This window comes from Rhizobium sp. 1399, assembly GCF_031455475.1.
GTDB lineage: Bacteria > Pseudomonadota > Alphaproteobacteria > Rhizobiales > Rhizobiaceae > Rhizobium.
Genome location: NZ_JAVDSU010000013.1, coordinates 149,872 through 165,173 on the forward strand (window position 1 = coordinate 149,872; position 15,302 = coordinate 165,173).

At 61.1% G+C, this 15,302-nt stretch carries 10 protein-coding genes; 4 read left to right on the forward strand and 6 right to left on the reverse strand.

The genetic code is table 11. The features are described from left to right. Positions 1-8: 8 nt before the first annotated feature. Both J2X71_RS30770 and J2X71_RS30775 read right to left on the reverse strand, forming a co-directional pair. A complete protein-coding gene (locus J2X71_RS30770; protein WP_310388273.1) occupies positions 9-2,045 on the reverse strand; it encodes an FUSC family protein in 2,037 nt (678 codons plus the stop codon). 153 nt (positions 2,046-2,198) lie between these two features. Beyond that, positions 2,199-2,741 carry a hypothetical protein gene (locus tag J2X71_RS30775; RefSeq protein WP_310388275.1) on the reverse strand — a complete coding sequence of 181 codons (543 nt, stop codon included), beginning with the start codon at positions 2,739-2,741 and terminating at the stop codon, positions 2,199-2,201. A 189-nt stretch (positions 2,742-2,930) separates the two neighbouring features. Here J2X71_RS30775 and J2X71_RS30780 point away from each other — a divergent pair, with 189 nt between their 5' ends. Beyond that, a complete protein-coding gene (locus tag J2X71_RS30780) occupies positions 2,931-4,142 on the forward strand; it encodes an NADP-dependent isocitrate dehydrogenase (RefSeq protein WP_310388278.1) in 1,212 nt (403 codons plus the stop codon). Between the two features lie 547 nt (positions 4,143-4,689). Continuing rightward, a complete protein-coding gene (locus J2X71_RS30785) occupies positions 4,690-5,319 on the forward strand; it encodes a glutathione S-transferase family protein (RefSeq protein ID WP_113322769.1) in 630 nt (209 codons plus the stop codon). 63 nt (positions 5,320-5,382) lie between these two features. Here the strand turns inward: J2X71_RS30785 and J2X71_RS30790 are convergent, their stop codons facing one another. From J2X71_RS30790 to recA, 3 genes are all read right to left on the reverse strand, one after another. Then, positions 5,383-6,234, reverse strand: coding sequence for an AraC family transcriptional regulator (locus J2X71_RS30790; RefSeq protein ID WP_310388281.1), 852 nt, complete (start codon positions 6,232-6,234; stop codon positions 5,383-5,385). A gap of 245 nt (positions 6,235-6,479) precedes the next feature. Then, the gene (alaS, locus tag J2X71_RS30795) at positions 6,480-9,134 is read right to left on the reverse strand and encodes an alanine--tRNA ligase (RefSeq protein ID WP_310388283.1); all 2,655 of its coding nucleotides are present in this window, start codon (positions 9,132-9,134) and stop codon (positions 6,480-6,482) included. A gap of 153 nt (positions 9,135-9,287) precedes the next feature. Next, on the reverse strand, positions 9,288-10,379 hold the full coding sequence (recA, locus tag J2X71_RS30800; protein ID WP_007826290.1) for a recombinase RecA: 1,092 nt from the start codon (positions 10,377-10,379) through the stop codon (positions 9,288-9,290). 229 nt (positions 10,380-10,608) lie between these two features. On the opposite strand from recA, the gene J2X71_RS30805 reads away from it, so the two are divergent. Together J2X71_RS30805 and J2X71_RS30810 are read left to right on the forward strand one after the other, a co-directional pair. Further along, entirely contained in the window at positions 10,609-11,553 is a 945-nt protein-coding gene (locus J2X71_RS30805) for a carbohydrate kinase family protein (RefSeq protein ID WP_310388286.1), read from the forward strand. A 30-nt stretch (positions 11,554-11,583) separates the two neighbouring features. Beyond that, positions 11,584-12,510 carry a pseudouridine-5'-phosphate glycosidase gene (locus J2X71_RS30810; RefSeq protein WP_007826295.1) on the forward strand — a complete coding sequence of 309 codons (927 nt, stop codon included), beginning with the start codon at positions 11,584-11,586 and terminating at the stop codon, positions 12,508-12,510. A 78-nt stretch (positions 12,511-12,588) separates the two neighbouring features. Here J2X71_RS30810 and cckA read toward each other — a convergent pair whose 3' ends face one another. After that, positions 12,589-15,192 carry a cell cycle histidine kinase CckA gene (gene cckA, locus J2X71_RS30815; protein ID WP_310388289.1) on the reverse strand — a complete coding sequence of 868 codons (2,604 nt, stop codon included), beginning with the start codon at positions 15,190-15,192 and terminating at the stop codon, positions 12,589-12,591. Positions 15,193-15,302 lie beyond the last annotated feature (110 nt).

Here is a 15,302-nt window from a genome sequence, read left to right on the forward strand (position 1 = left end):
ATGTCTTCCTATTCCTGATTTACGGGCGCAATAGCTTTGCCGGCTGCAAACGGCAAGTCCTGCGTCTCCGTTGGGTAGAGCCGCTCCAGCGTCGAGCCGATCATTTCCACCGCCAGGCGAGCGCCCTCCCGCCAGAGCGGCAGGTGCCGGCCGGTCGGCCGCATCTGCTTTCGGGTGATGAGAAAACACTCCGAGCCGCGCGGCGCAACCGCGTCCAGCATGCTGATATCGGCAGCGATCCTGCGTTTCAAATCGTCATCGACGGCATCGACCGTGTGGTTTCGTGCCAGAATGCGCGACCAGTACGTGACCGACAGGAAGATTGCCAGCGTCTGGCGGATCTGTCCCGGCCTGGTGACAATGGACCAGGTGGAGCCGAGGGGGCGTGCGGCGAGCGTAATGTCGCGGTAGCAGGCATCGACCTTCTGAGAGATGGCGATGAGTTCAGGCTGGCTCTTCTTGTCCGATACGGCCGATAGCAGCTCCTTCAGGGCCTCGAACCACTTGGCGACCGCCGTATCGAGCGCACCGCGCGTGCGCGCCGGCAGGACGAGGAACGCGACCAGCGTTCCCGCAAACGCGCCGATGACCGTTTCCTCAAGTCGCAGCTTCAGGAGATCGAAGGTCAGGACACCCATCATGCCATAGACTAGGCAGAGCACGATCGAGATGAAGAAGGTCATCGTCGCATAGGAAATCTGCAGGAAGTAGAAAGCAAGGAAAACGCAGGCGACCGAAACCAATAGCGCAATCGCCAAATGATGGGTCAGCAATGTCGCGAGCACCAGGCCGAAGGCAATTCCGAGCAAGGTACCGATCGATCGCTGCAGCGCCTTGATGGCAGTGTCACCGCGCGAATTGGTGTTGGTGAAGACAAGGAAGGAGGCGAGCACCGCCCAGAACCAGCGCTCGCGCGACAAGGCGAGCCCGAGCGTCATGGCAATCGCCGCCGCTAGCGTGATCTGCAGGGCCGAGCGCATCAGCGGGTTTCTGAACGAAAAATCGATTGCGGCAGGTGCGCTGGACTCTTCCACCGAGGCGATCTCGGCGAAATCCGACCTGCGTCCGGCATCGATCGTTTCTGCGAGCTGCCTGCGCGCAGCTGCAAGCCAGAGGAGCGCACGTGCTGTCTCCCCCCGCGGCTGGCCCTCCATGTCGGCGACCGCCTTCTCCTCAGCCGAAAGCACCGCCTTGTCATCTTCGATCACGGCATGGACGAGTGCAAAGGGCGGCGCACTCTGATAGCTCAGCACGATGGCGCTTTCCGTCGCCAGATGCGCATCGAACAGCCGGATCGCCAGTTCCGCGGCCGGTGCGGAAGCGCCATCGAAGACGCTGCCCGGCGGACGCGGAATGAAGCTCTCGGCCATCAGCACCACTTCCTTCAGCCGGTCTTCCAGCTGGCGCAGTTCCTGCCGGTCGGCCTCATCGACCTTTCCATCTGCTGCAAGGGCGGCAAGCTTGAAGAGGATCTGGTTGATGCGGCCCCGCACGCTCTCCAGTGAGCGCAGCAGGTCGCGCCGCCAATTGTCGGGCAAAAGCACCGCCCTCACCCAATGGCTGACAAGCGCCGAGACAACAGGGCCGATCAAGACGACAGGCAATTCCCCGATCGTCGGGTGGAAGTAGGAGCCCATGAAATAGGAGGTGAAGGCGAACATGCCGATAGCAAAGCCACGCGGGCCATAAATGCGCGCCGATGAGGCCAGGAAGATCACCACGAGGAAGATGAAGTCCGAAAGGTAGCGCTGCGATTCAAGCGCGGCTGCGATGCCGACGACGACGAGGCTTGCAAGACAGCCGAGCAGCCTTGTGATGAGCTGGCGCGTCGAGCCCTTGTCGCGCACCGCGACCCCGCCTTCGATCGACAGAACGATGCCGAGACCGTAGGACGCGATCGGCAGCGGAACGATGAGCATGTGGATCAAAAGCAGGATTGCGAAGGAGAGCACGATCGACAGCGTGACACGCGTGCCCATGCGCAAGCGCGAAAGCGCCGGGTCATTGGCAAGCAGCCAGTCTCGGAACTCAAAGCCGGAAATCACCCTTGCCAGTCCTCATGCGCGCCGGATGTGGCGAACCCGAGAGCGAGATACCGCCGCCCCAGCAAAAATCAAATCACACCAACATGATGATTGCCAAGTGTCATCAGCCACCCTGGCGTTCGCCGGAGTCGCCAATCGGTGACCTCATCAGGGTCATTCGCCGTTGGCGATTTGCACCATGGCTTCCTTGAGCGAGATCGGCCCCTGCCCCTCTTCGCCCTGGATCATGATATCGTCGATGACGGGTTTGCCCGCTTCCTCGATCACCTCGAAACGCACGGTCGTGAAGGCGTCTCTGTTGGGTGCGCCTTCCATGCAGGTCGCAGCCTTGAACTTCACCGTCACCTCGGTCGTGCCATTTGTCGGCTGGCCGCTTTCGATGGAGAGGTCCTGCAGCGGGCAGGCATCCTGACCGTTGACGATTACGTCATAGTCGAAGGGCGAAATGCCATCCTCGTCGGCCGCCGGATTCTTGGCGGCGTCTTTGTATTTGTCGCCGAAGTCCTTGCTGTAGAGCCGCGCGAGCCTGCTTTCTTCGAAAATATCGATCCAGTCACTGACATCGCTCGCCCAGTTCTTCTTCGTGTCGTCAATGATTTCCTTGACCGGCGCGGTCACGTCGGCCGCAAGCGAAACGCCCGTCAGGACGGACGAGGCGGCAATGAGGCCGGCGAAGAGAACGGCGATCTTTTTCATGGCAAAATGTCCGGGACTCGGGGGCTTATGTGGCGGAGGTTAGCCATTTTCCCGCTCTTGGCAATGGCGGCAAAAACGTCACGTCCCTGCCCGTTCTGCTTTGCGTTCCCGGCTCACAATGCTATAGCGCTCCGGACCCACATCACCCACCCGGGGCATAGTCCCTTCCTAAGCTTACGAGGCAGATACATGAAGAAGATCAAGGTCGCCAATCCCGTCGCCGATCTCGACGGCGATGAAATGACTCGCATCATTTGGCAGCTCATCAAGGACAAGCTGATCCATCCGTATCTCGACCTCGACATCGACTATTTCGACCTTTCGGTTGAAAACCGCGACGCCACCAACGACCAGGTAACGGTCGATGCCGCCAATGCCATCAAGAAGTACGGCGTCGGCATCAAGTGCGCGACCATCACCCCGGACGAAGCCCGCGTGAAGGAATTCAACCTCAAGGAAATGTGGAAGAGCCCGAACGGCACGATCCGCAACATCCTCGGCGGCGTCATCTTCCGCGAGCCGATCATTTGCCGCAACGTTCCCCGCCTCGTTCCGGGCTGGACGAAGCCGATCGTCGTCGGCCGTCACGCTTTCGGCGACCAGTACCGCGCAACCGATTTCAAGTTCCCCGGCAAGGGCAAGCTGACGATCAAGTTCGTCGGCGAAGATGGCACCGTCATCGAGAAGGAAGTCTTCAACGCGCCGGGCGCCGGCGTTGCCATGGCCATGTACAACCTCGATGAATCGATCCGCGAATTCGCCCGCGCCTCGATGATGTACGGTCTGATGCGCAAGTGGCCGGTCTACCTGTCGACCAAGAACACCATCCTCAAGGCCTATGACGGCCGCTTCAAGGATATATTCGAAGAAGTCTTCGAGACCGAATTCAAGGATCAGTTCAAGGAAGCCGGCATCACCTACGAACACCGCCTGATCGACGACATGGTCGCTTCCGCTCTCAAGTGGTCCGGCGGCTACGTCTGGGCCTGCAAGAACTACGACGGCGACGTCCAGTCCGACACGGTTGCCCAGGGCTTCGGCTCGCTCGGCCTGATGACCTCGGTTCTCTTGACGCCCGATGGCAAGACGGTTGAAGCCGAAGCCGCGCACGGCACGGTCACCCGCCACTATCGCCAGCACCAGAAGGGCCAGGAAACCTCGACGAACTCGATCGCTTCGATCTTCGCCTGGACCCGTGGTCTCGCGCACCGCGCCAAGCTCGACGACAATGCCGAACTCGCCAAGTTCGCTGCAACGCTCGAAAAGGTCTGCGTCGACACCGTCGAAGCCGGCTTCATGACCAAGGACCTGGCGCTGCTCATCGGCCCCGATCAGCCGTGGCTCTCCACCACCGCTTTCCTCGACAAGATCGACCAGAACCTGCAGGCCGCAATGGTCTGAGCCCTGCTCAGATAGAAATCGAAAAACCCGGCCTTTGTGCCGGGTTTTTGTTGTCAGGCGAAATTGCTTTCCGTCTCTAAATTAGCAGTTACTTTAAAAAGTAAGCTTCGCGTAAGTTGCAAGGCCTATTCAGCTACTCGCTACAGCATCGGCCCGAAAATCGGAATCGATTTTCGGAAAGCCTGATGCGTAGATTCAAAAGACTAGAGCGTCCTTAGTGCGTCCAAATGGACGCACGGCGCTCTAAGCATGGAGGTTCTGATGGCCAAGAAGAGTTTTGTCCCCGAATTTCTGCAGCTTGTAAGGCTCCTCGCGCGACGCGAGGGCCAGGATATGATTGTTTTTTATCTTGATCTTGCTTTGCTTGAGACCCAGACCCAGCACTACAATCAGCGCTGGCGGTGCCCTCCCGGCCGGACTGCTGGAGTTGACGCGCCGCCGGCGACAGAGGTCATCCCTCGCGCGGCCGTGAAGACGCCCCCTTCTCCGAGGGTTGAAATCTCCCGCGCCAGCGCTACGAAAAGAGCATGGGAAAGAGGAGAGCAGGATGACCGAGGAAATCACCTTCTACACGAACCCGATGTCGCGCGGCCGGATAGCGCGGTGGATGCTGGAAGAAACCGGCGTGCCATATCATACCGAAATCCTGACATTCGGCGGGACGATGAAGGGCCCGGACTATCTGTCCGTCAACCCGATGGGCAAGGTGCCGGCGATCCGTCATGGGAAGACGATCGTGACGGAATGCGCGGCAATCTGTGCGTATCTTGCGGACACGTTTCCGCAGGCAAGGCTCGGCCCGCAGCCCGATGAGCGGGCCGATTATTACCGCTGGATGTTTTTCGCCGCCGGGCCGCTGGAAGCTTCTGTCACGCTGAAGGCGCTCGGCTTCGAAATCCCGCAGGAGCGGCTGCGCATGGCCGGCTGCGGCTCCTTCGGTGACGTCATGGGCACGCTGGAAAAGGCGGTTTCGGCCGCCTCCCCCTATATTGCCGGAAGCCGCTTCACGGCGGCTGACGTCTATGTCGGCTCGCATATCGGCTGGGGTCTCGCTTTCGGCAGTATCGAAAAGCGCCAGGCCTTCGTCGATTATTTTGGCCGCCTCGCCGAACGCGATGCCTACAAGCGGGCAACGGCGTTGGATGATGAGGCGGCGAAAGCCATGCAGGCGGCCTGAAAGCAATTCCAGCAAAAGTGTACAGCGGTTTTGCGTCCGGAATTGCGTAAAGAAAAGAGCTAATCAGGCTAGAGGCATGTAGATATCCGTCCGCAGCTCGGTCGGCGCGACCTCGCGCGGATTGTTGAGATATTCCTCGAACATGACGCGATCCCGGATCTGCTGGCCGGATGCCGGCAGCCACTGGGCGTAGAGCCATTGGTAGGCCTTGTACATATCGGCATAAGGCCCCTTGTGATGCAGCACGGCATAGTCGCCGCCCTCCACCACGCGCCGCTCCAGCGGTGCGTTGGCGGTCGTCTCTTCGCCGACCGCGACACAGGCGACGGAGCGCAACTTCTCGGGCTGCACGAGATCGGGATCGTCGAGATAGACGCCGATCATTCGCATATCGGGTTTTGCCAGCCCGCGGGCATAGAGCGTACCGAACAGCGTCTCGAAGGCCTTGCCGATCTCCATATAGGAGCCGGTATGGGGAACGCCGACCAATTCGAGCGGCGGGATGGTTTTCAGGCTTACGTCAAACATGGCTTTCGCCTTTCCGGAGATTAAGGGTTCGAACTGCGTGTGGCTTCCCTCTTTCCGGTAGCGTGCCGGCGGCATTCCATAGACCGATTTGAATATGCGGTTGAAGGACTGGAGATTGGGATAGCCTGATCGCTTCGCAATCTCGGCGACCGCCAGTTCCGTGCGGACGATATCGCCCGCCGCGCGATGCAGCCGCAGCCGCTTGACGGTTGCCGCCAGCGTCTCGCCGTAAATCGCCCGATAGATCCGGTGCCAGTGATAGCTCGACAGGCAGGCGATTTCGGCCAGCCGCTCCATATCCAGATCCTCGTCCAGATGATCGTGGATATAGGCCGAGACCCGTCTCAGACGGTTCTCGTAGAGCGCCCATGCCGTTTCACCCACCATGTCAAACCTCGTGCTATTCGATCGGCTGCAGCAAACCATAGCCTGATTTGACAAATCCTGCTGACTTGCCGGGAAACGCAAGCGGCCTGCTCTTTCGTCATCCTCGTGCTTGTCCCGAGGATCTACAGCGGATCACAGCAGATCCTCGGGACAAGCACGAGGATGACGTTGAGTAAAAGGCGGCGTTCGCCCAAAACAAAAGGCGGGAACATGTCCCGCCTTTGCTTTCAATCCATGTCAGAAATTCAGCCTGCAATCGCTGCTGCAACAGCCTCAAGCGCCTCATCAGCCTTGGCTCCATCAGGGCCGCCGGCCTGCGCCATATCAGGACGACCGCCGCCACCCTTGCCGCCGAGCGCTGCGGAGGCAACGCGCACCAGATCGACCGCACTGAAACGATCCACGAGATCGGGCGTCACGGCAACGACAGCACTTGCCTTGCCATCTTCGGACACGCCGATCAGCGTCACCACGCCGGAGCCGATGCTGGCTTTGCCGTCATCGGCAAGCCCCTTGAGATCCTTCGGATCAACGCCGGCCACAGCCTTGCCAAGGAACTTGACGCCGGCGACGTCGCGCACAGCATCGGCAGAGCCGCCCTGCCCGCCGCCCATGGCGAGCTTGCGCTTGGCATCGGCCAGTTCCTTTTCGAGCTTGCGGCGCTCGTCCATCAGTGCCTCGACGCGCGACAGCACTTCCGACGGCTGCACCTTCAGCGAGGCGGCAAGCGTCTTCACGCGATCGTCCTGTTCGGCGAGATATTCGCGCGCCGATTCACCGGTCACCGCTTCGATACGGCGAACGCCGGCACCGACGGCGCTTTCGCCGAGGATGCGCACGAGCCCGATCTGGCCGGTCGCCGACACATGCGTGCCGCCACAGAGCTCGACCGAATAGGGCCTGTTGGCCTTGGCACCATGCAGACCCGTACCCATCGAAACAACACGCACTTCATCGCCATACTTCTCGCCGAACAGCGCCATGGCGCCTTCCGCGATGGCATCATCGACGCTCATCAAGCGGGTCGTCACGGGCGCATTCTGCAGAATGATCTCGTTTGCCATTTCTTCGACGACCTTGAGTTCTTCCGCCGTCATCGGCTTCGGATGCGAGACGTCGAAACGCAGGCGCTCGGGAGCGACCAGCGAACCCTTCTGGGCGACGTGGGTGCCGAGCACTTCACGCAGCGCCTCATGCAGAAGATGGGTTGCCGAGTGGTTGGCGCGCAGGCGCAAGCGACGTGCATGATCGACCGTCAGCACGACCGCATCACCGGCCTTGATCACACCTTCAATGACCGTACCCAGATGCACGAACAGGCCTTCACCCCTCTTCTGCGTATCCGAAATCTCGATCTTGCCGTGGTCGGACGAGATCACGCCCGTATCGCCCAGCTGGCCGCCGGACTCGCCGTAGAATGGCGTCTGGTTGACGACGACCTGCACCTTGTCGCCGGCCTTGGCTTCGTCGGCAACGGCGCTGTCCTTGACGATCGCCTGGACGACGCCTTCAGCCGTTTCGGTGTCGTAGCCGAGAAATTCGGTCGCGCCGTGCTTTTCCTTGAGCTCGAACCAGACGGTTTCCGTGGCCTTCTCACCGGAGCCGGCCCAGTGCGAACGTGCCTCGGCCTTCTGGCGCTCCATGGCATCGGTGAAGCCGGAGATATCGACGCCGATTTCGCGGGCGCGCAGCGCATCCTGCGTCAGGTCGAGTGGGAAGCCGTAGGTGTCGTAGAGCTTGAAGGCGGTCTCGCCATCCAGCATGTCGCCCTTGGAAAGGTCGGTGGTCGCGTCTGACAGAAGGGACAGGCCACGCTCCAGCGTCTTGCGGAAGCGGTTTTCCTCGAGCTTCAGCGTTTCGGAAATCAGCGCCTCGGCGCGCACCAGTTCCGGATAGGCGCGGCCCATCTCCTGCACCAGCGTCGGCAGCAGCTTGTACATCAGCGGTTCCTTGGCGCCGAGGAGCTGCGCATGGCGCATGGCGCGGCGCATGATACGGCGCAGCACATAGCCGCGGCCTTCATTCGATGGCAGCACGCCATCGGCGATCAGGAAAGCCGAGGAGCGCAGGTGGTCGGCAATGACGCGGTGGCTGGCGCTGCCCTCTGCCTTCGCACCCATCGTATCCTCGATGGTGCCGATCAGCGTGCGGAAGAGGTCGGTGTCGAACACGCTCTGCACGCCCTGCAGAACGGCAGCCATGCGCTCCAGACCCATGCCTGTATCAATCGACGGGCGCGGCAGCGGGTTGCGAACGCCGGGCTCGGTCTGCTCGAACTGCATGAAGACGAGGTTCCAGAATTCCAGGAACCGGTCGCCATCTTCTTCCGGCGAGCCGGGAGGGCCGCCCCAGACATTCTCGCCCTGGTCGATGAAGATTTCCGAGCACGGGCCGCAGGGGCCGGTATCGCCCATCTGCCAGAAATTGTCAGAGGTCGGGATGCGAATGATCTTGTCGTCGGAAAAACCGGCAATCTTCTTCCACAGCGTCGCGGCTTCCTCGTCCTCGGAATAGACCGTCACCAGCAGGCGGTTCTTCGGAAGGTCGAAGCCTTCGGTGACCAGCTTCCAGGCAAGCTCGATGGCGTTCTCCTTGAAATAATCGCCGAAGGAGAAGTTGCCGAGCATTTCGAAGAAGGTCAGGTGGCGCGCAGTATAGCCGACATTGTCCAGATCGTTATGCTTGCCGCCGGCGCGCACGCACTTCTGCGAGGTCGTTGCCGTCGAATAGGGACGCTTTTCCAAGCCGGTAAAAACGTTCTTGAACTGTACCATGCCGGCATTGGTGAACATCAGCGTCGGGTCATTGCGCGGCACGAGCGGGCTCGATGGAACGACCTCATGGCCGTTCTTCTTGAAGTAGTCGAGGAAGGTCGACCGGATATCGTTTACACCGCTCATTTCATGCCCTTCGATGCTGCCAGCAGGCAGGTAAAATTAAATCCATCGGCTTTTATCGTTCGACCTTGCCACTGTCCAGCAAACAAACAAAACCGGCCGCATTCTCGTGAGAGAACGCGGCCGGTACTGAATTGCCTCAGCGGTCAGGGCGAATTACATGTCGCCGGCATCACCTGCGTCGTCGCCGGCATCAGGGCCGCCGTTCTGCAGGAAGCGGTCGGCAATCAGGCCGGCGTTCTGGCGCAGCCCCGTCTCAATCTCGCGGGCGAGATCCGGATTGTCACGCAGGAAGATCTTGGCGTTTTCGCGGCCCTGGCCGAGGCGCTGGCTGTTATAGGAGAACCAGGCGCCCGACTTCTCGACGATGCCGGCCTTGACGCCGAGGTCGATGAGTTCGCCAGTCTTGGAGACACCTTCGCCATACATGATGTCGAATTCGACCTGCTTGAAGGGAGGCGCCATCTTGTTCTTGACGACCTTGACGCGCGTCTGGTTGCCGATCACCTCTTCGCGCTCCTTGACCTGGCCAATGCGGCGGATGTCGAGGCGGACGGAGGCATAGAACTTGAGCGCGTTACCACCCGTCGTCGTTTCCGGCGAACCGAACATGACGCCGATCTTCATACGGATCTGGTTGATGAAGATGACCATCGTGTTCGACTTGGAGATCGAAGCCGTCAGCTTGCGCAGCGCCTGGCTCATCAGGCGGGCCTGCAGGCCCGGCAGGCTGTCGCCCATTTCACCTTCGATTTCGGCGCGCGGCGTCAGCGCGGCGACCGAGTCGACGACGAGAACGTCAATGGCGCCGGAGCGCACCAGCGTATCGGTGATTTCAAGCGCTTGCTCGCCGGTGTCGGGCTGGGAGATCAGGAGGTTCTGCAGATCGACGCCGAGCTTGCGGGCATAGACAGGATCGAGAGCGTGTTCGGCGTCGACGAAGGCGCAGATGCCGCCCTTCTTCTGCGCTTCGGCAATGGTCTGCAGCGCGAGCGTCGTTTTACCAGAACTTTCCGGACCGTAGATTTCGATGATACGGCCCTTCGGCAGGCCGCCGATGCCGAGCGCGATATCGAGGCTGAGCGAACCCGTAGAAACCGTTTCGATCTCGACGATACTCTCGTTCGAGCCGAGTTTCATGATCGAGCCCTTGCCGAACGACCGCTCGATCTGTGAGAGTGCCGCTTCGAGCGCCTTGCTTTTGTCCACCGATTTGTCCTCTACGAGCCGCAATGAATTCTGAGACATTCGATCCACCTTTAGGTTATTGACGCTGCTCAAGCAATGTCGCCGCTGATGCGAAGTTTGTACCTGATTTGTTCTTATTTCGCAATAGGGTTGCAAATAATTGAAAGAAAAAGGTAAAACGGCCTGTGTTCTATTTTTGTTTTATCGATGCAAAGCAACGCCTTAGTGTGCCGCCTGCGCTGAACGCCGGCGTTCTTGCCGCTATTCGATTCGTCTGGGAGCAGCAGAAATGAGCGGCAAGATTCTCGTTCTCGGCGGCGCCCATATCGATCGCCGCGGCCGCATTGCTGGCGAGACGGCGCCAGGCGCCAGCAATCCAGGCACATGGTTCGAGGAACCGGGCGGCGGCGGCTTCAATGCAGCCCGGAATCTGGCGCGCCTCGGCTTCGACGTGACGATGATTTCGCCGCGCGGTGGTGACCCGATCGGCGAGATGGTGAGCGAAGCGGCCGACTTTGCGGGTATAGACGACCGCCCCTTCGTCTTCCTCGATCGCAAGACGCCGAGCTACACGGCGATCATCGAGAAGGACGGCAATCTGGTCATCGCGCTGGCGGACATGGAGCTTTACCGCTTCTTCGTGCCGCGGCGGCTGTCGATCCGCTGGGTGCGCGACGCCTTTGCCGCCACCGATTTCATTCTCTTCGACGCCAACCTGCCGGAGGAAACGGCGGCCGCGATCGTCGCAAGGGCAAAGGCGCTCGGCAAGCCGGTGGCGGCTATTGCCATTTCGCCGGCCAAGGTGGTGCGCCTCCTGCCCTGCCTCGAAGACATCGACTACCTTTTTCTCAACGAGGCCGAGGCTGCGGCGCTCATCGGTCTGCGGCCGGAAGATGCCGACGCATGGCCGTCCCTGCTCGCTGACATCGGCGTCACCGGTGCGGTCGTCACCCGTGGCAAGCGCGAGCTTGTCGCCTTCAAGGATGGCCGTGCGCTCGTCCTGCAGCCGCCGATTTCGGAGACAGTGGCCGATGTCACGGGGGCTGGAGATTCGCTGGCAGCCGGCACGCTCTCGGCCCTCATGCTCGGCCTGCCGCTGGAAGAGGCGGTTCGCCATGGCACGGCGGCAGCCGCCCTCACCGTCCAGTCGAGGCACGCCGTGAACGAAAATCTTTCACCCGAACTGCTGCGCAACATGCTTTCGCTTGTCCCGGCGGCGAGAATTCTGCAATGAAGCGGCAACACCGATAAACGGATACGGATCATGACCAAACCCTTCTCGCCCCTGCTGCCGATCTCCTACTCGAAGGAAGTGGCCGCCGCCAAGCAGCGCGGCGCCCCGATCGTGGCACTCGAATCGACCATCATCACCCATGGCATGCCCTACCCCGGCAATATCGAGATGGCGCGTAGCGTCGAATCGATCATCCGTGATCAGGGTGCGGTCCCCGCCACCATCGCCGTCATCCACGGCACGCTGCATATCGGCCTCGAACCCGCTGAGCTGGAGCAGCTCGCCAAGGCAAAGGACGTCATGAAGGTATCGCGCGCCGATATTGCCTTCTCGATCGCCGAACGTCGCACGGGTGCGACGACGGTTGCGGCGACGATGATTGCGGCGGCGCGTGCCGGCATCAAGGTGTTTGCAACCGGCGGCATCGGCGGCGTCCATCGCGGCGCGGAAGAAACGTTCGATATCTCGGCCGACCTCGAAGAACTCGCCCGCACCGGCGTCATCGTCGTCTGCGCCGGCGCCAAGGCGATCCTCGATATTCCGAAGACGCTGGAAGTGCTGGAAACCCGCGGCGTGCCGGTCGTGACCTATGAAAGCGACGAATTCCCGGCTTTCTGGTCGCGCTCATCAGGCATTCGCAGCCCGCTGACGCTGAACAGCCCGGCGGCGATCGCCAATTTCCAGACGACGCGCGAACAACTCGGCATCGACGGCGGCATGCTGATCGCCAACCCGGTTCCGGAAGCCGATGAAATCGCTCGCGAGGAAATGGAAATCTACATCGAGCGCGCGCTTGATAGCGCCGAGCGTGACGAAATCACCGGCAAGGCGGTAACACCTTACCTGCTGAGCACGATCTTCGACCTGACCGACGGTCAGAGCCTGAAGACGAATATTGCGCTGGTAGAGAACAATGCGCGGCTTGCCGCAGAGATTGCTGTAGCGCTCGGCGAGTAAGCCAACGTCTGGCGGGCTGACCCCGCCAACGATCCATCGTAGCGAGACTTGAGGGGCGCACAGCGCCCCTTAATCATATCAGCTATCCAGCGTCTCTTTCACCGCCACAGCCAGCTGCTTCAGCGAGAACGGCTTCGGCAGGAAGCCAAACTTCGCTTCCGGCGGCAGGTTGCGGGCGAACGCATCCTCTGCATAACCGGACACGAAGATGAACTTCAGATCCGGATAGTTCTTGCGCAACTCGCGCAGCAGCGACGGCCCGTCCATTTCAGGCATCACCACGTCGGAGACGACGATATCCACCTTGCCTTCGAGCTCCTCCATGATCTCGAGGGCCTCGACGCCGGAGCCGGCCTCATGGACCGTATAGCCACGCGTCTCCAGCATGCGCTTGCCGCCGCGCCGCACCGCTTCTTCGTCCTCGACAAGCAGGATGACGGCTGAGCCTGTCAGGTCTTCCGGCTGTTTCGGCTGGACGAGTTCCACAATCTGCGCGCCACCGGTCGCAACGGCCTGATCGGCGGCTTCCGCTTCCGCAGCGACTGCCGGTTCGACGATATGGCGCGGCAGGAAGATACGGAAGGTCGTGCCCTTGCCGACTTCCGATTCCGGCTGGATATAGCCGCCGGACTGCTTGACGATGCCGTATACCATGGCAAGGCCGAGACCTGTGCCCTTGCCCACATCCTTGGTGGTGAAGAAGGGCTCGAAAATCTTGTCCATGATCTCGGGCGCAATGCCGGTGCCAGTGTCGGTCACCTCGATCAGCACCATGTCTTCATGCGGCATGTAGGAATAGTTGAAGGCGGCAACTTCCGCTGCCGGCAGATTGCGGGTGCGCAGCGTCAGCGTGCCGCCATCAGGCATGGCGTCACGGGCATTGACGCAGAGATTGATCAGCACCTGCTCGAATTGCGAAAGATCGGTTTTGACAGGCCAGAGATCGCGGCCATATTCGACGTCGAGCTTGACGTTGGTACCCGAAATCAACCGGTCGACCAGCATGCGCAGGTCGCCGACGACATCGGTCAGGTTCAACACCGTCGGCCGCATCGTCTGCTTGCGCGAGAAGGCGAGAAGCTGGCGCACGAGCACCGCCGCGCGGTTGGCATTGCGCTTGATCTCTATCAGATCGGCGAAGCTCGCATCGGCAGGTCGCGCCTGTAAGAGCAGATGGTCGGAAGACAGCAGGATCGCCGTCAGCACGTTGTTGAAATCGTGCGCGATGCCGCCGGCAAGCGTGCCGACCGCATTCATCTTCTGCGTCTGCGCCATCTGCGCTTCCAGCGCCTTCTGCTCGGTCACTTCCACCGCATAGACGATAGCCGCCTCCTCCGGCGCCTCGTCGCTCTGATCGATGACTGCATTCACATAGAAGCGGAAGAAGCGTGCATCATCGGTCGGCGTGCGGGAATCGATCGGCGGGATGTCGCCCTGGCGATCCTTGGCGGCGGCGAGTGCCGCGGCAAGCTGCGGCCGGTCGCTGTCCTGCACGATCGTTTCCATCAGCGCGCCGCGCTCCAGATCGTCACGCGAGACGATATTGGAGAAAAGCTTCAGGAAAGGCGCATTGGTGCGCAGAATCTTGCCATCGCCATTGACCGAAGCGATCGCCATCGGCGTGTTGTTGAAGAAGCGCGTGAAGCGCATGGCGGCCGCCGATGCCGACTGGCCGTTCTCACTGTCCTTGTCACGCGTCAGCACGATCGTCCGGCTCTCGCCGGGCGCTCCGTCACGCATGGAGGTGACGCGGTGGATGATCTGCACCGGCAGGCTCTGGCCGTTCGATTTGCGCAGGTCGAGGTCCAGCGTCACGGTCTTCTTCAGCCCCGGCTCGGCCTGTACCGACTGGATCAGCGCCAGCCCCTCACCCGCGACGAGATCGCCGATGTTCATCGAGCCCGGCATGAATTTGGTGAGATCGAGACCCAGCCATTCCGCAAGCGTGGCGTTCAGATAGAAGATCTCGCCCTTGCGCCCGGCGGAGAAGAAGCCTGCCGGAGCGTGGTCGAGATAATCGATCGCGTTCTGCAACTCCTTGAAGAAGCGCTCCTGATCCTCACGCTCGGCGGTGATATCGATGATCTGCCAGATCTGCAGCGGCTTGCTGTCGCCCTCTTCCGGCTTCAGGAGCCGCGCTTTCAGGCGATACCAATGCGCGCCGGCGTTGCTTCCGGGGCCAACGGCCCGCAGCAGGCGGAATTCTTCGCGCCCCTCCCGGCCCTCGCGCAACCCGTTCACCAGCCGGTAGAGCGCCTCGTTCGATTCGCGGTGGCGCGACAGCAGCGTCTCCAGTGTCTGCACCTCGGTCGCCTTCCGCGCGCCGGTCAATGCGCCATAGGCGGCATTGGCATAGACGATGCGGCCCTTCTCGTCAGTGATCAGCGTTCCGTCGGGATGGCCGTTCAGGAAAGCGCGCGCCAGGCTGTCTGACTGGCGCTGCGGCATGACCTCGATGAAGCCGATGACGGAGGAGACGAGAAAGAAGATGCCGACCATGGCGAGAACGCCGAGACAGCCGAGCACCAGCTCGTTGCCGAGCGAATCCTTGAAGAAGACGAAGGCCGCGGCCGCCGCAATCAGCACGATCGCCAGCAGGATGATGCGTATCGCCGTGCCAGAACGCCCCCCACGATCCACAAGCGGCGCGTTATAGTCGTCGACCTGACGCGATTTCGTCATCTATTCCTCGCATAAGCCCTTCCTGCCGCGCTCGTAACATCGCTACGAAGCAGGAATCAGGCAGTCTTTCCTTCTTATCAACTTGCTGCGCCCGCAAAAACAGCAGGTTT